The organism is Roseovarius indicus (assembly GCF_008728195.1).
Classification (GTDB): domain Bacteria; phylum Pseudomonadota; class Alphaproteobacteria; order Rhodobacterales; family Rhodobacteraceae; genus Roseovarius; species Roseovarius indicus.
On the sequence record NZ_CP031598.1, the window covers coordinates 416,917 to 435,613 of the forward strand.

The 18,697-nt window shown below is 66.5% G+C and carries 17 protein-coding genes; 11 read left to right on the forward strand and 6 right to left on the reverse strand.

Going from position 1 to position 18,697, the window contains the following annotated elements:
- The first annotated feature begins 4 nt into the window (after positions 1-4).
- The 10 genes from RIdsm_RS02050 (at position 5) to RIdsm_RS02095 (ending at position 10,400) form a co-directional block, all read left to right on the forward strand.
- Entirely contained in the window at positions 5-853 is an 849-nt protein-coding gene (locus RIdsm_RS02050; protein ID WP_057816267.1) for a carbon-nitrogen hydrolase family protein, read from the forward strand.
- Positions 850-1,440, forward strand: coding sequence for a hypothetical protein (locus RIdsm_RS02055; RefSeq protein WP_057816266.1), 591 nt, complete (start codon positions 850-852; stop codon positions 1,438-1,440). Before RIdsm_RS02050 ends, RIdsm_RS02055 begins: the two co-directional genes overlap by 4 nt.
- A gap of 270 nt (positions 1,441-1,710) precedes the next feature.
- Positions 1,711-2,415 carry a GntR family transcriptional regulator gene (locus RIdsm_RS02060; protein ID WP_057816265.1) on the forward strand — a complete coding sequence of 235 codons (705 nt, stop codon included), beginning with the start codon at positions 1,711-1,713 and terminating at the stop codon, positions 2,413-2,415.
- Positions 2,405-3,313: a 4-hydroxy-tetrahydrodipicolinate synthase gene (dapA, locus tag RIdsm_RS02065; protein WP_057816264.1), complete on the forward strand. Its 909-nt coding sequence runs from the start codon at positions 2,405-2,407 to the stop codon at positions 3,311-3,313. Before RIdsm_RS02060 ends, dapA begins: the two co-directional genes overlap by 11 nt.
- Positions 3,310-4,803, forward strand: a complete 1,494-nt coding sequence (locus tag RIdsm_RS02070) for an aldehyde dehydrogenase (protein WP_057816263.1) — start codon at positions 3,310-3,312, stop codon at positions 4,801-4,803. Before dapA ends, RIdsm_RS02070 begins: the two co-directional genes overlap by 4 nt.
- Before the next feature lie 68 nt (positions 4,804-4,871).
- Positions 4,872-6,425 carry a trimethylamine methyltransferase family protein gene (locus RIdsm_RS02075; RefSeq protein ID WP_057816262.1) on the forward strand — a complete coding sequence of 518 codons (1,554 nt, stop codon included), beginning with the start codon at positions 4,872-4,874 and terminating at the stop codon, positions 6,423-6,425.
- 3 nt (positions 6,426-6,428) lie between these two features.
- Positions 6,429-7,613: a cytochrome P450 gene (locus RIdsm_RS02080; RefSeq protein ID WP_074940373.1), complete on the forward strand. Its 1,185-nt coding sequence runs from the start codon at positions 6,429-6,431 to the stop codon at positions 7,611-7,613.
- The gene (locus RIdsm_RS02085; protein WP_057816261.1) at positions 7,613-8,344 is read left to right on the forward strand and encodes an SDR family NAD(P)-dependent oxidoreductase; all 732 of its coding nucleotides are present in this window, start codon (positions 7,613-7,615) and stop codon (positions 8,342-8,344) included. Before RIdsm_RS02080 ends, RIdsm_RS02085 begins: the two co-directional genes overlap by 1 nt.
- A complete protein-coding gene (locus tag RIdsm_RS02090) occupies positions 8,341-9,072 on the forward strand; it encodes an SDR family NAD(P)-dependent oxidoreductase (RefSeq protein WP_057816260.1) in 732 nt (243 codons plus the stop codon). The genes RIdsm_RS02085 and RIdsm_RS02090 overlap by 4 nt, the downstream gene beginning before the upstream one ends.
- The gene (locus RIdsm_RS02095) at positions 9,069-10,400 is read left to right on the forward strand and encodes an NAD(P)/FAD-dependent oxidoreductase (protein WP_057816259.1); all 1,332 of its coding nucleotides are present in this window, start codon (positions 9,069-9,071) and stop codon (positions 10,398-10,400) included. The genes RIdsm_RS02090 and RIdsm_RS02095 overlap by 4 nt, the downstream gene beginning before the upstream one ends.
- A 61-nt stretch (positions 10,401-10,461) precedes the next feature.
- Here the strand turns inward: RIdsm_RS02095 and cueR are convergent, their stop codons facing one another.
- The 6 genes from cueR to RIdsm_RS02125 all read right to left on the reverse strand — a co-directional run bounded on the left by cueR (position 10,462) and on the right by RIdsm_RS02125 (position 17,915).
- Complete coding sequence (gene cueR / locus RIdsm_RS02100) at positions 10,462-10,848, reverse strand: Cu(I)-responsive transcriptional regulator (RefSeq protein WP_057816258.1); 387 nt, start codon at positions 10,846-10,848, stop codon at positions 10,462-10,464.
- 11 nt (positions 10,849-10,859) lie between these two features.
- Positions 10,860-13,355: a heavy metal translocating P-type ATPase gene (locus RIdsm_RS02105; RefSeq protein ID WP_057816257.1), complete on the reverse strand. Its 2,496-nt coding sequence runs from the start codon at positions 13,353-13,355 to the stop codon at positions 10,860-10,862.
- A 60-nt stretch (positions 13,356-13,415) separates the two neighbouring features.
- The gene (locus RIdsm_RS02110) at positions 13,416-14,060 is read right to left on the reverse strand and encodes an SGNH/GDSL hydrolase family protein (RefSeq protein WP_057816256.1); all 645 of its coding nucleotides are present in this window, start codon (positions 14,058-14,060) and stop codon (positions 13,416-13,418) included.
- A gap of 309 nt (positions 14,061-14,369) precedes the next feature.
- Complete coding sequence (preA, locus tag RIdsm_RS02115) at positions 14,370-15,674, reverse strand: NAD-dependent dihydropyrimidine dehydrogenase subunit PreA (protein WP_057816255.1); 1,305 nt, start codon at positions 15,672-15,674, stop codon at positions 14,370-14,372.
- Between the two features lie 34 nt (positions 15,675-15,708).
- On the reverse strand, positions 15,709-16,569 hold the full coding sequence (locus tag RIdsm_RS02120) for a class I SAM-dependent methyltransferase (RefSeq protein ID WP_160325845.1): 861 nt from the start codon (positions 16,567-16,569) through the stop codon (positions 15,709-15,711).
- Between the two features lie 20 nt (positions 16,570-16,589).
- The gene (locus tag RIdsm_RS02125; RefSeq protein WP_420854128.1) at positions 16,590-17,915 is read right to left on the reverse strand and encodes an NAD(P)-dependent oxidoreductase; all 1,326 of its coding nucleotides are present in this window, start codon (positions 17,913-17,915) and stop codon (positions 16,590-16,592) included.
- Between the two features lie 316 nt (positions 17,916-18,231).
- Between RIdsm_RS02125 and RIdsm_RS02130 the strand changes: the two genes are divergently transcribed.
- The gene (locus RIdsm_RS02130; protein ID WP_074940400.1) at positions 18,232-18,690 is read left to right on the forward strand and encodes a hypothetical protein; all 459 of its coding nucleotides are present in this window, start codon (positions 18,232-18,234) and stop codon (positions 18,688-18,690) included.
- Positions 18,691-18,697: the final 7 nt, after the last annotated feature.

An 18,697-nucleotide genomic window follows, 5' to 3' on the forward strand; every position in this document is an offset into this window, starting at 1 on the left:
CATCATGCCGCGCCCGCTCGATATCGCCTGTCTTCAGACACGGCCCCGGCCCGAGTTCCGCCCGGCGCTGGACGAGGCCTTGCCCCTGGCCGACACGGCGGCGCGGGCGGGCGCGGATATTCTCTTTCTGCCGGAATATTGCGGCGGGCTGCAATCCGAGGGGTCGGCCTTGACGCCGCCTTCTGCGCCGGAGTCAGAGCACCCTTTCCTGCAAGAGATGCAGGGCTTTGCGCGCGACCGGAAGATCTGGATCAACCTCGGCTCCATCGCCGTGGACGGGCCCGACGGGCGGATCATCAACCGCGGGTTCATGCTGGACGATTCGGGCGAAATTCGCGGGCGCTACGACAAGATCAACATGTTCGACATCCAGCTGTCGGAAACCGAGGTCTATCACGAAAGCGCTCGGGTGAGCCCGGGCTCGAAGGCGGTGATCCATGACACGCCCTTCGCCCGGATCGGGCACACGATCTGTTACGACCTGCGCTTTCCGCAGCTGTTCCGCACGCTGGCGCAGGCCGGGGCGGAGATCCTCATTTGCCCGGCGGCCTTTACGAAGAAGACCGGCGAAGCGCATTGGCATGTGCTGAACCGGGCCCGCGCCATCGAGACCACCCGTTTCGTCATTTCCGCCTGTGCCATCGGCCCGGTGCCGGGGGGCGGGGAGTGTTACGGTCATTCGCTGGTGGTCAGCCCGTGGGGCGAGGTGATCAGCGATGGCGGCACCATTCCCGGCGTTGTGCAGGCGCGCATCGACCTTGATGCCGTGGCCGAGGCCGAGGGCCGCGTGCCCAGCCTGATGAACGACCGGCCCTTCACCCTTTCCCATTCCTCCCACAGGAGCGTTGCATGAGTTCGCTGGCCTCGCAATTCGGGCAGAGCTTTTCCAACCACCCCTTGCGCATGGGCTTCCTGCGCTGGCAATGCCGGGTGCGGCAGATGGCCATGCGCGACAAGGATGGCCGGCCGGATGATGCGATCATGCCGGAGGTGTTCCTGCCGGGCCAGGACGAGCCGCTGGGCGCGATCATCACGGTGATGAGCAAGACGCCGGGCTATTCGGTGACGCCCGAGTTGGAGCACATGTCCGCCAAGACCAACGACCCGGCACAGCGGCGCGAGCAGGCGATCCGGTTTCTCGCGGCGGGGTATTACCAACAGGCGGCGGAGTTCTCTGACATCCTGACCGCCACCTTCCCGCCGGGCTCGCCCGGCGCGGCACAGATCCACGAGGCCGGGCGCTGTACGCTGGTCTTCGAGGCCTATGCCCAGCGGTTCGAGCTCGACTGCAAGGTCTGGCGGCTGGCGCCGCATAACCTTCTGCACCAGGCGACGATGGCGCATAACCGGCTCTTCAATCCGGGGATTCCGGGGGACACGGTCGTGCTGGGGTTCGAGCCGGACTGGGAAAACTGCACCTCCGACCCGAAGATCGCCTGACCTGAAGGCGCGCCTTGCGGCGCAGCCGGTTGGTTTGCGTTCGGGCCACGCAGGCCTTGGGGGCGCTGCCCCCAAACCCCCGGGATATTTTTGCCAAGAAGAAGCAGGGGCGCATTCCCTGCACTTTCATTTTTCCGGAAATACTCTCGCCGAAGGCGTCCTGACCTCGCGGCCGGCGGCGTCGTTCGCGGGTGCGCGGTGCCGTTACGGAAATGTCTCGACACCTGAATACAGTTTGTATACATAACGTATCCAGAAAGGATTCGCGATATGGCCCCAGACCGGAAGACCCAATGCCTCGAAGATCTGCGGATGCGGATTCTGCGGCAGGAGATCGCGCCGGGCGCCGATCTCGACGAGGCGGCGATCTGTGCCGAGTACGGCTTGTCGCGGACCCCCGTGCGGGAGATTTTTCAGCGGCTGGCGGGCGAGGGGTACCTGACGCAAGGCCAGAACCGTGGGCCGAAGGTGGCGTCGATGGACCTTCCGGTGATGCGGATGTTCTTTCAGACCGCGCCGATGATCTATGCCAACGTCGCGCGGCTGGCGGCCGAGAACCGGCGCGCCGACGAGATCCCGCCGCTGAAGGCCACGCAGGAGGAATTCCGCGCCGCGACCGAGGCCGGCGATGCCGGCAGTGCCGCGCTGCTGAACCACCGCTTTCACCGGCAGATCGGCGAGATGGCGCACAACCCCTACCTGCTGGCCAGTCTCAACCGCATGTTGATCGACCATACGCGGCTGAGCCAGACCTTCTATCGCCCGGCCTCGGAAGACGAGACGGCGCGCGTGAAGGCCGCCATCGACCATCACGACGCGATGATCGCCGCCATCGAGGCGCATGACGCCGACGGCATCGTCGACCTGACCATCGAACACTGGAACCTGTCGCGCGACCGGCTGGAGCGGTTTGTCACCCCTGACCCGCTGCCGCTTGACGTGCTTTCCAAAGAGGACCGCGCCAATGCAGTTTGAAGGGATCTGGACGCCCATCGTCACGCCCCTGAACGCCGATTTCTCGATCAACGAGGCCGCGCTGGCCGAGGTGGTCGAATACCTGATCGCCGGTGGCGTGAACGGGATCATCTCGGCCGGGACGACAGGGGAATATTACGCCCAGACGGTCGAAGAGCGGGCGCACCTGGCGAAGCTCACGAAGGAGATGATCGGCGGCCGGGTGCCGCTGGTGGTGGGCACCGGCGCGCTGCGCACCGAGGACAGTATCGAGTTTGCGAAGATGGCCAAGGGGGTGGGCGCCGACGCGATCCTCGTGGCGACGCCGCCCTATTCGGTGCCGACGGGGCGCGAGATCGCGCTGCATGCGCTGGCGATCGACCGGGCGGTGGACATGCCGGTGATGCTTTACAACTACCCGGGCCGGATGGGCGTGAACATGGACGCCGACACGCTGGATCGCCTTGGCCGCTCGCCCAATTTCTGCGGCATCAAGGAAAGCAGCGGCGACATCAACCGCCTGCACCTGGTCGCGCGGGAGTATCCTCACCTGGGGCTGCTTTGCGGGATGGATGACCAGGCGCTCGAGTTCTTTGCCTGGGGCGCCAAGGGCTGGGTCTGTGCCGGGTCGAACTTCGCGCCGGAGGCGCATGTGGCGCTTTACAAGGCGTGTGTGGTCGAGGGCGACTTCACCAAGGGCCGGCGGATCATGTCGGCGATGATGCCGCTGATGAGCGTGCTCGAACAGGGCGGCAAGTTCATCCAGTGCATCAAGCACGGGCTGACGATGCGCGGCATTCCCGCGGGCCCGCCCCGCAAGCCGCTGCAACCGCTCAACAAGGACGACAAGCGCGCGCTGGAAGAGGTGATCCGCACGCTCGACACCGCCATCGCCGCGATCACGGGAGAGGCCAAATGACCGAGTTACTGACCCGCGAGGAATACGCCGCCATCGCCGCCGACCTCGACCTGCCCGCGGCGCCGTTCATCGACGGCAAGTTCCGCAAGGGGAACGGCCCGGTGATGGAGACGGTGAACCCGGCCACGGGCGAGGTGCTGAAAAAGATCTCGACCGCCAATGCCGAGGACGTGGATTTCGCCGTGAAGAAGGCACGCGAAGCCTTTGACCGGGGCGAGTGGTCGCGGGCGCACCCGTCGGAGCGCAAGGATGTTCTGATCCGCTTCTGCAAGCTGATCACGCGGCGGCGGCACGAGCTGGCGGTGATGGAGAGCCTCGACAGCGGCAAGCCGATCCGCGATTGCGAGACGATCGACGTGCCGGAGACCATTCACACGATCAAGTGGCATGGCGAGCTGATCGACAAGATCTACGACCAGACCGGCCCGAGCGGGGACGACGCGATTTCGATGATCGTGCGCGAGCCATTGGGCGTGGTGGCCGCCGTGCTGCCGTGGAACTTCCCGATGCTGATGATGGCGTGGAAGATCGGCCCGGCGCTGGCCGCCGGCAACTCGGTGATCGTGAAGCCCGCCGAGCAGACCAGCCTGACCGCGCTGCGGCTGGCCGAGGTGGCGCATATGGCGGGCATCCCGCGCGGTGTGCTTCAGGTTCTGCCGGGCGACGGGCCAGGCGTGGGCGAGCCGCTGGGGCTGCACATGGGCGTCGACATGGTGAGCTTTACCGGCTCGACCGAGACCGGCAAGCGGTTCCTGCGCTATTCGGCCGACAGCAACATGAAGAAGGTCACGCTGGAATGCGGCGGCAAGAACCCGGCAGTCGTGCTGGAGGATGCCGAGAACCTCGATCACGTGGCAGAGCACGTGGTCAACGCGGCCTTCTGGAACATGGGCGAGAACTGTTCGGCGACCAGCCGGCTGATCGTGCACAAGGCGGTAAAGGACGCGCTGCTGGAGCGGATCGTGGCAAGGATGCGCGACTGGAAGATGGGCGATCCGTTGGATCCGGCGATGCATCTGGGCGCGCTCATTGACGGCGAGCATTGTAAGAAGGTGTCGAAATACCTCAAGGGCAAGGCCGTTGCCGGGGGTGGCAAGGCGAAAGGGAATTTCGTCGAGCCCACGGTTTACGAGGTGAAGAAATCCGACGCGAAGGCACGCGAAGAAATCTTCGGGCCGGTCCTGTCGGTCATCGAAGTGGCCAGCACCGAGGAGGCGATCCAGCTGGCCAACGACACCGAATATGGCCTCGCGGCGTCGGTCTTTTCCGGCAATGTGCGCAAGGCCATCCGCGCCGCGCGGGAGATCCGGGCGGGCACCGTGACGGTCAACTGCTACGGCGAGGGCGATATCTCCACCCCCTTCGGCGGCTACAAGCAATCGGGCTTCGGCGGGCGTGACAATTCCATCCACGCCCATGACCAGTTCACCGAAATGAAGACGATCTGGATCGACCTGACCGATCCAAAGGACGGCGACAACGTCGGGTAGGGCGGGTGTGAACCCACCACTCGCGCAACGGTGGGTTGGCACCCACCCTACGAGAAGGACGGCGCATCATGGCTGATGTGGCAGAGAAAAGAGCAGCCCGGCGTGGCCGCGGGGCGCGCACCTCGGCGCGGCGGACGCGGGATTTCACGATGCTGCCCGCGCTGAGGCGTGGGCTTCCGCTGACCGAACCGATGGATATGGAGCAGGTCGAGCGGATCGACGCGGCCTCGATGCATATCCTCGAGAACGTGGGCGTGGTGTTCCGCGACGAGATCGCGCTGGCCGACTGGAAAGCCGCCGGGGCGAAGGTGGAGGGGGAGACCGTCTATCTTGACCGTGGTCTCGTAAGGGAGCTGATCAAGACGATTCCCGAAACCTTCACCTACCACGCGCGCAACCCGGCGAATAACCTGCCGTTCGGCAAGGATCACGCGATCTTCGTGCCGATGACGGGTGCGCCCTACCTACGCGACCTCGACGATGTACGGCGGAACCCCACGCTGGAGGATCTGGCGAATTTCCACAAGCTGTCGCATATGCTGCCGGCGCTGCACAGCTCGGCGCATCATATCGTGGAACCTTACGACCACCCGATCAGCCAGCGGCACCTGCGCATCACCTATTCGTCGATGAAGCATTCCGACAAGACGTTCATGGGCATGACCACCAGCCCGAAGAACGCCGAGGACGTGATGGAGATGTGCGCGGTCCTGTTTGGCGCGGACTTCATGGAGGATCACCCGGTCGCCACCGGCAACTGCAACGGCAACTCGCCGCTGGTGTGGGATGAAACCATGCTGGGCGCGATGCGCGCCTTCTGCCGGAAGAACCAGCCGGTGCTGTGCTCGCCCTTTGTGCTGGGCGGGGCGAATACGCCCGCGTCGGTGGCGCCCTCGGTGGCGCAGCTGAATGCCGAGGTGCTGTCGGCGCTGGCCTACACGCAGGTCATCCGCAAGGGGTGCCCGGCGATCTACGGCCATTACCTGTCGACCGTCAGCATGAAATCCGGCGCGCCGATGGCGGGGACGCCCGAGATTTCCCTCATGAACATGATGATCGGACAGATGGCGCGGTTCTACGGCGTGCCGTGGCGCTCCTCGACCAACCTTGGCGGGGCCAAGACGCTCGATGCGCAGGCGGGCTATGAAAGCGCCACCACGCTGATGGCGCTGCAGATGGCGGGCACGAATTACATGTGGCACGCCGCGGGCTGGAACGAGGCCGGGATGCATTGCTCGATGGCCAAGTTCGTGGTCGATGCCGAGCAATGCGCCATGGCCTACCGCATGGCCGAGGGTATCCGCTGGGACGATTTCGACGAGGCTGTCGCGGCTGTCGCCGATATCGGCCCGGGTGGGCATTACCTTGGCCACGAGCACACGCTCGCCAATTTCCAGCGGGCATTCTTCATGCCGGACCTGTTCGATAATAATGCATTTGAACAATGGGTTGCCGAAGGCGGCATCGATACGAACATCCGCGCCCTCAATCACGCGCGGGACTTGCTGAAGGCCTACGAGGAGCCGACACTCGATGCCGGCGTCAACGAGGCGCTGCTCGATTACATCGCGCGCCGCGAAAGGGAGATCCCGGCTGCGGATGCGCTGAACCAGGAGTACTGAACCATGTGTGCGTTGCCTTATCTCGACCTGACTGACCCCGGGTTTTCCACCCGTGGACCGGAAGTGATGGCGGCGCGCGATGCGCATTGGTGCGCCGAGACGCCCTATGGGCTGGCGGTGCTGCGCTACATGGAGGTGGGCCGCATCCTGCGCGACCGCCGGTTCCGGCAGGGCAGCCACGCCTGGCCCGACACGGTGGGGATCGAGGGGCGTTTCGCCGATTTCTGGCGCGACTCGGTGATCGGGCGCGAGGGGGACGCGCATCGCAAGCTGCGCGCGCTGGCGGTGCCGGCGCTGTCTGAGGAATACGTGCTCAGCCTCAAACCCGCGTTTGACGAGATTGCCCGCGATCTGTGCGAGGGACTGCGCCAGACCCGCGCCTGCGAGTTCCAGTCGGCCTTTTGCGAGCCCTTCGCCGGGCAGGCGATCACCACGCTTCTGGGCCTGTCACGCGAGCGCTGGCCCGAGGTGGCGCATGATGCCAGCGACCTCGGGTTGGCAATGGGGATCGAGGCGCCGCAGCATCAGGACCGATTCAACGCCGCCTGTACGCGGCTTTTCAACCTTGCCGACGAGCTGGTCGCGCGGGTGCGGCGGGGCGAGGACAGCGAAAGCTATGTCGCCCGCATGGTGGCGGAGTTCGACGCCAATGGCGACTGCACCCATGAAGAGCTGCTGAACACGATCGTGATCTCGATCTTCGGCGGGGTCGACACGACCCGTGCGCTGCTCGGCCTTGGCCTGTCTCTGTTCATCGAGCACCCGGATCAGTGGCATCTGATGCGCAACGACCCGTCGCTGATCCCCGCCGCGGTCGACGAGTTCATTCGCGCCCGGCCGACAACCACATGGGCCACGCGAGAGGCGGTGGAGGATGTCGAGATGAACGGGCAGGTGATCGAGAAGGGCACCATCCTGCACCTTTTCGTACATGCCTCGGCCCGCGATCCGGAATATAGCGACAACCCCGATTTCGACATCACCGCCAAGCGGCGCAAGCATTTCGGCTTTGGCGGCGGGGCGCATCACTGCATCGGGCACTTCGTGGCGCGCACCGACACCGCCTGCGCGCTCGACGCCCTGCGCCAGACCTTCGCCAACGTCGAGTATGACGGCGCCCCCGAATGGCTACCCGACAGCGGCAACACCGGCGCGCGTCGCCTGCCGATCAAGTACGAGGTCGCCTGATGAGGTTCGAGGGCAAACGCGCGCTGGTGACCGGCGCGGCAGGGGGCATCGGCGCGGTGCTGGCCGCGATGCTGCGGGCCGAGGGGGCCGTTGTGGCTGTCACCGACCGGCAGACCGACGGGATCGAGGCCGAGGCGCACTTTGACGGGGATCTCTGCGACGGGGCCTTTTGTGATGCCTTGCCCGGGCAGGTGGCCGAGGCATTGGGCGGGATCGACCTGCTTTGCAACAATGCGGGTGTCATTACCCGCGGCCCGATCACCGAAGTGACCGATGCCGACTACGCGCTAACCATGGCCGTGAATGTCGCCGCACCCTTCCGCCTGTGCCGGGCCGCCATTCCGATCATGGCGGGGCAGGGAGGCGGCGCCATCGTCAACACTGCCTCCTGCTGGGGCCTGCGCCCCGGTCCGAACCATCCGCTCTATGTCATGTCCAAGGCGGCGGTCGCCTCGCTCACCCAGTGCCTTGGTCGCGACCACGCGCATCAGGGCATCCGCGTCAACGCCGTCTGTCCGAACGAGGTCAACACGCCGATGCTGCGCAGCGGATTTGCCGCGCGCGGATTCGACCCCGACAAGGCGATGGCAGACCTGCACGCGTCTGTCCCAATTGGCCATGTCGCCGACCCGGAGGAGATTGCCGACGTGATCCTGTTCCTCGCCTCGGACGCGGCCCGTTACATGACCGGCGCGTTGCTGGAAGTACACGGAGGCAAGCCAGTCGTATGAAACGGTTCGACGGAAAAGTGGCGCTGGTGACCGGCGCGTCCTCGGGCATGGGGGCGGCGACGGCGGACCTGCTGGCCGAAGGTGGGGCGCGGGTGTTCACGGCACAGCGCGGCGGGACGGCGCATGAAAGCATCCCGGCCGATTTCTCCGACCGGGCCACGCCGGCGCGGGTGATCGGCCATGTGGAACAGGCGGCGGGCCGGCTCGACATCCTGATAAACAATGCCGGAATGATGCGCGAAGGAACGGTCGAGGAAACAAGCGAGGAAGACTGGGATGCGCAGCTTCACCTCAACCTCACCATTCCGTTCCTGCTGATCCGTGCCGCCATGCCGCTTCTGAAGGCCTCGAAGGGGGCCATCGTCAACACTGGCTCGATCGAGGGCCTGGGCAACAACCCCCGCCACCCGGCCTATGGCGCGTCGAAAGCCGGGCTGCACGGGCTGACCCGCGCCGTGGCGGTGGACGAGGGGCAGCATGGTGTGCGCTGCAACGCGGTGGCGCCGGGCTGGATCGACACGCCGCTGAACGAGGCCTACATCGAGAGCCTTGGCGACCCGGCGCAGTTCCGCCGCGAGGTGGGCCGCATCCATCCGATCCGCCGAACCGGCGCGCCAGAGGAAGTCGCCCGCCTGATCTGCTGGCTCGCCTCGGACGAGGCAAGCTTCGTCACCGGCCAGATCTACACCGTCGACGGCGGGCGCACCGCACAATTGAGCCTGCCATGAAAGTCACCCGCCTGCCTGTCGATCCCGGCCCCGCCGGGTGGAACGAGATCCTGCCTGCCGCCGACGCGGCGCAGGAACTGCACGAGCGCACCACCGCCGATTTCCTTGTCATCGGCGGCGGCTATGCGGGGCTTGCGGCGACCCGGCGGCTGGCGCAGCTGAACCCCGAGGCGCGGATCGTGCTGCTGGAGGCGAAACGCATCGGCGAGGGACCGGCGGGGCGCAATTCCGGTTTCATGATCGACCTGCCGCATGACCTGGCCTCCGACGATTACGGCGGGGCGGTGGAAGCCGATAAGGCCCAGACCCGCGCCAACCGGGCGGGGATCGACTTCGCCGGGGCGATGGCCGAGGAATACGGGCTTGGCGAGGAGGCGTTTGCCCGGTCGGGCAAGATCAACGCGGCGGCGACCGACAAGGGGCATCGGCACAATCTCGACTATGCGCAGCACCTCACGGCGATGGGCGAGGCGAACGAGATGCTCGACGCGGCGCAGATGCGCGAGCTGACTGGCACGGGCTATTACCAGAGCGGGCTTTACACCCCCGGCACGGCGATGATCCAGCCGGCGATGTTCGTGCGCGGGGTGGCGCGGGGGCTGCGCTCGAACCGGGTGCGGATCTACGAGAATTCGCCGGTGACGGACCTGAAGCGCAACGGCGCGTGGAACGCGACGACGCCCCGGGGCCGAGTGGTGGCGCCGAAGGTGATCCTGGCGGTTAACGGCCATGCCAACAGCTTCGGCTATTTCAAGCGGCAGTTGCTGCATGTCTTCACCTATGCCTCGATGACCCGGGCTTTGACCGCGGACGAGGTGCAGAAACTCGGCGGCCAGCCCCGCTGGGGCGCCACACCGGCCGACCCGATGGGCACCACCGTGCGGCGCATTTCGGGGATTGGCGGCGACCGGATCGTGATCCGCAACCGGTTCACCTGTGATCCTTCGATGGAGGTGAGCGCCGCGCGGATTGCGCGGGTGGGACGGGATCACGACAGGGCCTTCGCGGCGCGGTTTCCCATGCTGACGGATGTCGGGATGGAGTATCGCTGGGGCGGGCGGCTGTGCCTGAGCTGGAACAGCGTGCCCGCGACGGGGGAGGTCGAAACGGGGCTGTTTTCGGCCTGTTGTCAGAACGGGCTGGGCACGGCGAAGGGCACGATGCTGGGGATGGTGACGGCGGATCTGGCGGCGGGGAACCATACCGACCTGCTGGCCGATGTGCTGTCGCTCGATGCGCCGAAGCGGCTGCCGCCCCTTCCGTTCACCTTCCTCGGCGCCAATGCAGTGATGCGCTGGGGCGAGATGAAGGCGCGGCGCGAGATGTGAGGCCGCTCGTCAGCCCTTGCGGGCTGTCTCGCGAGGCAGGCGCGCAAGGGACTGAAGGGCGTCAGTCGCGGGCGAGGTCTTTCAGGATCGGGCAGTCTGGCCGGTTGTCGCCCGCGCAGGTGCGCACCAGTTCGTTGAGCGTATCACGCATCGCCTGAAGCTGGGCGATCTTCTCCTCGATCTGGTGCAGATGCTCCGACGCCACGCGCTTCACGTCCGCACTGGCCCGGGCGTCATCCTCGTAAAGGGCCAGCAGCGTGCGGCAATCCTCGATCGAAAATCCCAGCGCGCGGGCCCGCCCGAGAAAGGCCAGCTTGTGCGCATCGGTCTCGCGGAACACGCGATAGCCGTTGGCATCCCGCGCCGGCCGGACAAGGCCGATATCCTCGTAGTACCGGATCGTCTTGGCCGGCAGGCCGGTGCGCTCTGCCACGTCGCCGATGTTCATTGCCGCCTCCGTCATTCTGCTGCCGCGGGGTGCAGGGCCGGGGCGGGGCCTGCCGGCTTTTCCGGTACGGCTCGGCCCACCCGGCGCAGGCGCAGCGCGTTGGTGACCACGAAGACCGAGCTCAGCGCCATCGCCCCCGCCGCCAGCATCGGCGACAGAAGCGTGCCGGTCAGCGGGTAAAGCACGCCCGCCGCCACCGGTATGAGCGCGGCGTTATAGGCGAAGGCCCAGAACAGGTTCTGCCGGATATTCCGCATGGTCCGCCGCGACAGGTGCCGGGCGGTCGCCACACCGCCAAGGTCGCCCGACATCAGCACCACGTCGGCCGACTCGATGGCCACATCGGTGCCGGTGCCCACGGCGATGCCGATATCCGCCTCGGCGAGGGCAGGCGCGTCGTTGATCCCGTCGCCCACGAAGACGACCGAGCCGAGGCTTTCCCGCAGCGCCTGCACCGCCTTCCGCTTGTCGGCGGGCAGCACACCCGCCTCGACATGGTCTATCCCCAGGTCAGCGGCGATGGCATTGGCGGTTGCCGGTGTATCGCCGGTGATCATGGCGATCTTCAGCCCCTCCTCCCGCAGCGCATCGAGTGCGGCGCGGGTGGTGGGCTTCACCTGGTCGGCCACGGCCATGAGGCCGGCCAGCTGCCCGTCGATGGCGACAAAGACCGGGCTTTGCCCCATGGCCGACACCTCGCCGGCCGCCCCGTTCAGCGCGTCATGATCCACGCCTTCCCGCTCCATCAGCCGCGCGGTGCCGATCAGCATCTCATGCCCGTCGACCGTGGCCGACAGACCGTGCCCGCCGATCGCGCGCATGTCCTCGGCCGGCGGAATATTCAGGCCCTTGTCCCTGGCCGCCTCAACGATGGCCTGCGCGATCGGGTGTTCCGACTGCGCCTCGGCTGCCGCCACGAGGCGCAGCACGGTATCCTCGTCCTGCCCCTCGACCGTCACCAGCCGGGTCAGGCGGGGGCGCCCCTGGGTCAGCGTACCGGTCTTGTCGAAGGCCACCACGCGCGCCTCGTCGAGCCGTTGTAGCGCGTCGCCCTTGCGGAACAGAACGCCCAGCTCGGCCGCGCGGCCCGTGCCGACCATGATCGACGTTGGCGTCGCCAGGCCCATCGCACAGGGGCACGCGATGATCAGCACCGACACGCCCGCCACCAGTGCCAGACCCAGCGCCGGGCTCGGGCCCACGGCCAGCCACACCAGCACCGTCAGAACGGCGATGGCGATGACCACCGGCACGAAAACCGCGACCACGCGGTCGGCCAGCGACTGGATCGGCAGGCGGGTGCCCTGCGCCCGCTGCACCTCGGCCACGATCTGCGACAGCATCGTGTCGCGGCCCACACGGGTGGCCTTGAATGTCAGTGCACTGTCGCCGTTCACCGTGCCGCCGATCACCTCGTCGCCGGGCGCCTTGGCCACCGGCACCGGCTCGCCCGAGATCATGCTCTCGTCGACGTAAGCCTCGCCTCTGGTCACCTCGCCATCCACGGCGATCTTCTCGCCCGGGCGGACCAGCAGGAGGTCACCCGGCTGCACGCTCTCCAGCGGAATATCCTCGTAGCCGCCGTTGCGCTCCACCCGCGCGGTCTTGGGCTGCAGGCCCACCAGCTTGCGGATCGCCTCGCCCGCCTGCCCGCGCGCCCGCGCCTCGAGCCAGCGGCCGAGAAGGATCAGCGTCACGATCACGGCCGCAGCCTCGAAATAGACGGCCCTTGTGCCCTCGGGCAGCAGCGACGGCGCGAAAAGCGCCACGGTCGAGAAGGCCCACGCGGCCGACGCGCCAAGCGCCACCAGCGAGTTCATCTCCGGCGCCCCGCGCAGAAGCGCGGGCACGCCTTTCACGAAGAACTCCCGCCCCGGCCAGACCAGAACGATGGTCGCCAGCACGAATTGCAGCATCCACGAGGTCTGTTGTCCGATGGTCTGCTGCACGAAATGGTGGAAGGCGGGGACCATGTGCCCGCCCATCTCGACGATGAAGATCGGCAGGGTCAGGGCACCCGCGATCAGCGTGCGGCGCAGGGCCGGGGTGGCCTCGTCCTCCTGCCGGTCGGGGCGCGGGGCGCCGTCATCGGCGGGCACGCTCGGGTAGCCGGCATCGCTGACCGCGCGGGCCAGCTCCTGTGGGCTGATCGCGTCGGTGAAGATCTGCACCGTCGCGGTGCCGGCGGCGAAGTTCACGGCGGCATCGACCACGCCGGGCAAGGCCGTCAGGGCTTTCTCGACACGGCCGGCGCAGGAGGCGCAGGACATCTCCGACACCTCCAGCGTCACCGTATCGGTGCGCGCCGGGTATCCGGCTTGGTCGAGTGCCTCGACGATGGCCGCCTCTGTGCCGTGAGCGGCGGTCACCTCGGCACTGCGGGCGGCGAAATTCACCTCGGCGTTTTCAACGCCGGGCACGGCCGAGATCGCACGCTGTGCCCGGCCGGCACAGCCGGCACAGGACATCTCGTCGATCTCGATTCGGAAGTGTTGGGTCTGGGTCATGTTTCCCAGATAGGGCTTCCAGTCACTGGAAGGTCAAGGGGGCAGATCAACAAAACGCGATCAGCGGCTCAGAAGGGGTGCGACGAGGTCGGCAATACGGCCCGAGCCCTTTGCCGACGGGTGGGTCTTGTCCGCCGCGAATAGCGTCAGGTCATCGGGGCGGAACACGTCATCCATGTCGGCCAGCGTCACGCCGGCATCCCGCGCCGCCATCCGGCCCAGCCGCGCCTCGAGCACCTTGTAGCGCGGCTCGCAGGCTGTCCCTGCGTATTTAGGCGAGGTGTAATAGTCGGCCCAGATCACCTGCGACCCGCGCCTGCGCAGATCGGCCACCAGCGCGGGGATCGCGCCCTGCGTGCCGTCCTCGGATATCAGCCGGTTGAGCACCGGGCCACATTGGCCGCAGTCACAGTTGGTCAGATCGTTGGCCCCGCCATTCACGACGACATGCGCGACCCGCACGCCCTCAAGCTGCGAAGGGATGTTCAACGGACCCGCTCCACCCATCACCTTGGCCAGCGGCAGCGAGACGTCGCCCACAGGTTCGTTTAACCGCGCCTCCAACTGATCGGCCACCGAGGCCCCGGCGGAACGGTTCCAAGCCATGACGGAATCGCCGGCGACGACGATGCGGGCTTGATCGGGAACGCCGCGCCCACAGGCGGCGAGAACAAGGAGGAGGGAGAGGAGGATCACGTGTTTCATCCAAGGGGAAGTGATCCAGTCGGGGTTGGGATCAAGGTAGGGCGGCGGTATCTTGCGGAACAGCAGAGGAGCCGCGCATCGGTGGGCCGCGGTGCGGCGATCCAAACGGGCGTGGCCTGGTGGTTTATGCCCGCCACGTACATCCGAGGTCACGTTGTCGCTCTGGCCTCTCCAAATCGCCGGGCCGTCGGGGCGGCCCAGCGATGCGCGGCGGGCTTCGCCATCTATTCCGCGCGGGAACCTCGATGCCGCGACCAATTGAAAAAGGCCGGACGCCCGGCCCGGCCCTTTCCCGTCATCCCACGATGATCACTCCGCCGCGCAGGCCCCCGGGTTGTTGGGGTGCATCGTCCAGTTGGCGTAGTCTTCCTCGACGACCTTGCCGGTGCGCTTGTCCACCTCGCCGGGCGCCACCCGCTCCATCGTGATGCAGTCCTCCACCGGGCAGACATTGACGCAAAGGTTGCAGGCCACGCATTCCTCGTCGATCACCTCGAAGACCCGGTCCTCGGACATCGAGATGGCCTGGTGGCTGGTATCCTCGCAGGCCGCGTAGCAGCGGCCGCACTTGATGCAGGCATCCTGGTCGATGCGCGCCTTCGTGACGTAGTTGAGGTTGAGGTGCTGCCAGTCCGAAAGGTTCGGCACCGCGCGGCCCACCAGTTCGTCGACCGAGGTGAACCCCTTCTCGTCCATGTAATGCGACAGGCCCGAGATCATCTCCTGCACGATCTTGAAGCCATAGGTCATCGCGGCGGTGCAGACCTGCACGTTGCCGGCGCCGAGCGCCATGAACTCGGCCGCGTCCTTCCACGTGGTCACGCCGCCGATGCCCGAGATGGGCAGGCCCTGCAATTCGGGCGTGCGGGCGATTTCGGCCACCATGTTGAGCGCGATGGGCTTCACCGCCGGGCCGCAATAGCCGCCATGCGCGCCCTTGCCGTCGATCGTGGGCTCTGGCGCGAAGATGTCGAGGTCGACCCCGGTGATCGAGTTGATCGTGTTGATGAGCGACACCGCGTCGGCGCCACCATCCTTGGCGGCCTGCGCGGGCTTGCGGATATCGGTGATGTTGGGCGTCAGCTTGACGATCACCGGCAGGTCGGTGTGCTTCTTGCACCATTCCGCCACCTGCTGCACGTATTCCGGCACCTGGCCCACGGCCGAGCCCATGCCGCGCTCGCTCATCCCGTGGGGGCAGCCGAAGTTCAGCTCGACCCCGTCACAGCCCGTCGCCGCCACTTTCTCGAGGATCGCCTTCCAGCTCTCCTCCTCCACCGGAACCATCAGCGAGGCGATGATCGCGCGGTCGGGGTAATCCTTCTTCACCCGCGTCATCTCGTCGAGGTTGGTCTGCAGCGGCCGGTCGGTGATCAGCTCGATGTTGTTGAGCCCCAGAAGCCGCCGGTCGGCGCCCCAGATCGCGCCGTAACGCGGGCCGTTCACGTTGACGATGGGCGGGCCTTCCTCGCCCAGCGTCTTCCACACGACCCCGCCCCAGCCGGCCTCGAAGGCGCGGCGGACGTTGTATTCCTTGTCCGTCGGCGGGGCCGAGGCCAGCCAGAACGGGTTGGGGGATTTGATCCCGATGAAGTTGGATGTCAGATCGGCCATGTTGTCTGGTCCTTTCCCTGTTGCCTGCGCGGCCCTAGTCCGGCGCGCGGAAGATCATTTCGACCGGGGCGATATCCCCGGCGGATATATGCGTGACGTAGTTCTGCAGCTTGTCCTTCGCGGTGCCGCCCATCAGCAGGTGAATGCCCAGCGGCGGCGGCCCGCCTGCCTTTTCCATCCGGGCGAAGACCCGGTTGAAGAAGTCGAGCGCAAAGTCGAGCCGGTTGCGTTCGGCCACAAGCTCGAGCCCGGCCTTTTCGGCGGCCTCGCGGTACATCTCCGGAGGGTCGACGAAGGAAAAGCCCGAGGTTTCGGCCCACGGAAACGGGAAGTTCAGCGGCTCATCGGAGAGGCGCATCACGTCGAAGAGGGCGAAGGTCCCGCCCGGCGCCAGAACCCGCGCCACCTCGGCGAAGAGGCCCGTCTTGTCCTCGATATTCATGCCCACGTGGAACATGAGCGCGAGGTCGAAGGCGTCATCCTCCACCGGCAGATCAAGCGCACTGCCGGTCTTGAAAAGCGTCCGCTCCTCGAGCCCCACCAGCGTGCTCAGCACCTTGGCCGCCGCCACGTAACCGGGCGTCAGATCGACCCCGGTGACGTGACAGCCCGCCCGCCCCGCCACATGCCGGGCCGTGCCCCCGATGCCCGAACCGATATCGAGCACCCGCATCTCGCGGTCGATCTCGAGCTGGTCGAGCAGCGCGTCGGTCGCCTCCTGCCCGCCGGTATGGAACTCGTCCACCGGCTTGAGATCGTCGGGCGTCGGCGCCTCCGGGTCGGCGCCGGCCTTTTCCAACGCCGCCTTGATCGTGTCGACGATATGCTCGACCGAGTAGTGATCGGCCACACGGGTTTCGAGGCTTTCCATCGCGGTTTCCCTTTCGCGGGTCATGACCATGTCGGCCAAGCCTATCACGAAACGAGGCTGGCGTGGATGTCCTCGGCGGCGTCGCGCCCCTCGGCCACCGCAGTCACCGTCAGGTCGTCGCCCCCGGCGGCGCAATCGCCCCCGGCCCAGACGCCCTCGACACTGGTGCGGCCCGCGCCCGTCACGGCGATCTTGCGGCCGTCGAGCTTGGGCAGGTCGTCGCCCTCCAGCGTCTGGCCGATGGCCTTGAACAGCTGGTCGGCGGGCAGGCGGAAGCGTTCACCGGTGGGTTTGAGATCGTCGTCGGTATATTCGAACTCGACCTCGCGCACCGCGCCGTTGCCGTGAATGGCAACCGGCGTGGCGTTGGTGATGATCCGCACGCCCTTCGAGGCGGCAAGATCCTGTTCGTAGACAGAGGCGTTCATCCGGTCGCGGCCCCGGCGATAGACAAGGCTCACGTTCAGGGCGCCCAGCAGCTTCGACTGCACGGCGGCATCGACGGCGGTCATCCCGCCCCCGATCACCACCACGTCGCGTCCCACGGGCAGGGAAGACAGGTCGCTTGCCTGCCGCAGCTCGGCGATGAAATCGACGGCGTCGGCGATGCCGTCCTTGTCCTCGTCGGCAAGCCCCAGCGCGTTCACGCCGCCAAGGCCCACGCCAAGGAACACGGCGTCATATTCCTCGCGCAGCGCTTCGAGCGTCAGATCGCGACCCAACCGCTTGCCCGTTTCGACGGTGATGCCGCCGATCTTCAAAAGCCAGTCGACCTCGGCCTGGGCAAAACCGCCCACCGTCTTGTACGCGGCGATGCCGTATTCGTTCAGTCCGCCGGGCTTTTCCCGCCCGTCGAACAGCACCACGTCGGACCCGCGCATCGCCAGCCGGTGCGCGCAGGACAGGCCAGCTGGCCCGGCACCCACGACGGCCACGCGCTTGCCCGTCGGTGCGCCGCGCTTGAACGGGTGCACGTCCTTGGCCATCAGCGTGTCGGTGGCATAGCGCTGCAACTGGCCGATCAGCACCGGCTTGCCCTCGGCCACCTCGCGCACGCACACCTCTTCGCAAAGCGTCTCGGTCGGGCAGACCCGGGCGCACATGCCGCCAAGGATGTTCTGGCTCAGGATCGTCTCGGCCGCCGCCTCGGGCGTGCCGGTGGCGATCTGCCGGATGAAGAGGGGGATGTCGATGTCGGTGGGGCAGGCGGTGATGCAGGGCGCATCGTGGCAGAAGTAGCAGCGATCCGCCGCAACCAGCGCTTCGTGATCGTCGAGTGGGTCATGCAGGTCGGCGAAGTTCTCTTCGTAATCCTGTGCCTGCAGCCTGCCGGAGACGATTCCCGGCGAAAAGGCGTTGTGGGTCAAGATGTCCTCCACGTGTTGGCCGTGTTTTTCAAAGGAGTATGACACAGGTTCTTTTTTTATCAAATGGTAAAATTTCAGCACGTCACCGCATGTTTCAGCAGTTGGAAAAGCCGCTCGGTCGAGGCGCGTGTGGTTTGAGCGCAACAGCTCGCGTACACGCGGTGAGTGTATCAAACTGAGCTTGCCTCCGCGCGGAAGAGCGACTTAGCTGGCAGCCCGACCCACCCAACTTCTTTGGTAGGCAGGAAAAATCAAGACAACACAGGATTAAGTAACAGTGTCTTTCAGGTTCATTGTGCCGGCTCTGGCCGCAATTCTCATGACGACCACCGGCTGCGCCACCGTGACCCGCGGCAGCACCGAAGAAGTCACCTTCACCTCCAAGCCCAGCGGGGCAGTCGTCACGACCGGCCTGGGCTCCGGCTGCACCACGCCCTGCGCGATACGCATCAGCCGGAAAGAGGCATTCTGGGTGACCTTCAAGCGCGGCCGCGACGTCCGCAAGCTGCATGTCACGGTCAAGTCCTCGTCGGACGGCACCGCCGCGACGGCCGGCAATTTCATCGCCGGCGGGCTGATCGGCGTGGCGGTCGATGCCGATTCCGGCGCAACGCTCGACCACGTGCCGAACCCGGTGCATGTCGATTTCTCCGTGCCGCAGGCGGACATTCAGCAATCGGCAGACGCCTATTACCACGCGATCCGAAAGGCCGAGGAAGAGAAGTTCGCCAAGGAGCGCGCGGCCGAAAAGGCCGCGAAGGAAAAGCAGATGCAGTGATCGCGCG

What these genes read in the sequence shown, in the direction of transcription:
- RIdsm_RS02080 (WP_074940373.1), top strand. Translation starts at nt 6,429, where the DNA reads ATGTGTGCGTTGCCTTATCTCGACCTGACTGACCCCGGGTTTTCCACC.
- RIdsm_RS02060 (WP_057816265.1), top strand. Translation starts at nt 1,711, where the DNA reads ATGGCCCCAGACCGGAAGACCCAATGCCTCGAAGATCTGCGGATGCGG.
- RIdsm_RS02130 (WP_074940400.1), top strand. Translation starts at nt 18,232, where the DNA reads ATGACGACCACCGGCTGCGCCACCGTGACCCGCGGCAGCACCGAAGAA.
- RIdsm_RS02095 (WP_057816259.1), top strand. Translation starts at nt 9,069, where the DNA reads ATGAAAGTCACCCGCCTGCCTGTCGATCCCGGCCCCGCCGGGTGGAAC.
- RIdsm_RS02070 (WP_057816263.1), top strand. Translation starts at nt 3,310, where the DNA reads ATGACCGAGTTACTGACCCGCGAGGAATACGCCGCCATCGCCGCCGAC.
- RIdsm_RS02050 (WP_057816267.1), top strand. Translation starts at nt 5, where the DNA reads ATGCCGCGCCCGCTCGATATCGCCTGTCTTCAGACACGGCCCCGGCCC.
- RIdsm_RS02105 (WP_057816257.1), bottom strand. Translation starts at nt 13,355, where the DNA reads ATGACCCAGACCCAACACTTCCGAATCGAGATCGACGAGATGTCCTGT.
- RIdsm_RS02090 (WP_057816260.1), top strand. Translation starts at nt 8,341, where the DNA reads ATGAAACGGTTCGACGGAAAAGTGGCGCTGGTGACCGGCGCGTCCTCG.
- RIdsm_RS02085 (WP_057816261.1), top strand. Translation starts at nt 7,613, where the DNA reads ATGAGGTTCGAGGGCAAACGCGCGCTGGTGACCGGCGCGGCAGGGGGC.
- RIdsm_RS02110 (WP_057816256.1), bottom strand. Translation starts at nt 14,060, where the DNA reads ATGAAACACGTGATCCTCCTCTCCCTCCTCCTTGTTCTCGCCGCCTGT.
- dapA (WP_057816264.1), top strand. Translation starts at nt 2,405, where the DNA reads ATGCAGTTTGAAGGGATCTGGACGCCCATCGTCACGCCCCTGAACGCC.
- RIdsm_RS02075 (WP_057816262.1), top strand. Translation starts at nt 4,872, where the DNA reads ATGGCTGATGTGGCAGAGAAAAGAGCAGCCCGGCGTGGCCGCGGGGCG.
- RIdsm_RS02120 (WP_160325845.1), bottom strand. Translation starts at nt 16,569, where the DNA reads ATGACCCGCGAAAGGGAAACCGCGATGGAAAGCCTCGAAACCCGTGTG.
- RIdsm_RS02055 (WP_057816266.1), top strand. Translation starts at nt 850, where the DNA reads ATGAGTTCGCTGGCCTCGCAATTCGGGCAGAGCTTTTCCAACCACCCC.
- preA (WP_057816255.1), bottom strand. Translation starts at nt 15,674, where the DNA reads ATGGCCGATCTGACATCCAACTTCATCGGGATCAAATCCCCCAACCCG.
- cueR (WP_057816258.1), bottom strand. Translation starts at nt 10,848, where the DNA reads ATGAACATCGGCGACGTGGCAGAGCGCACCGGCCTGCCGGCCAAGACG.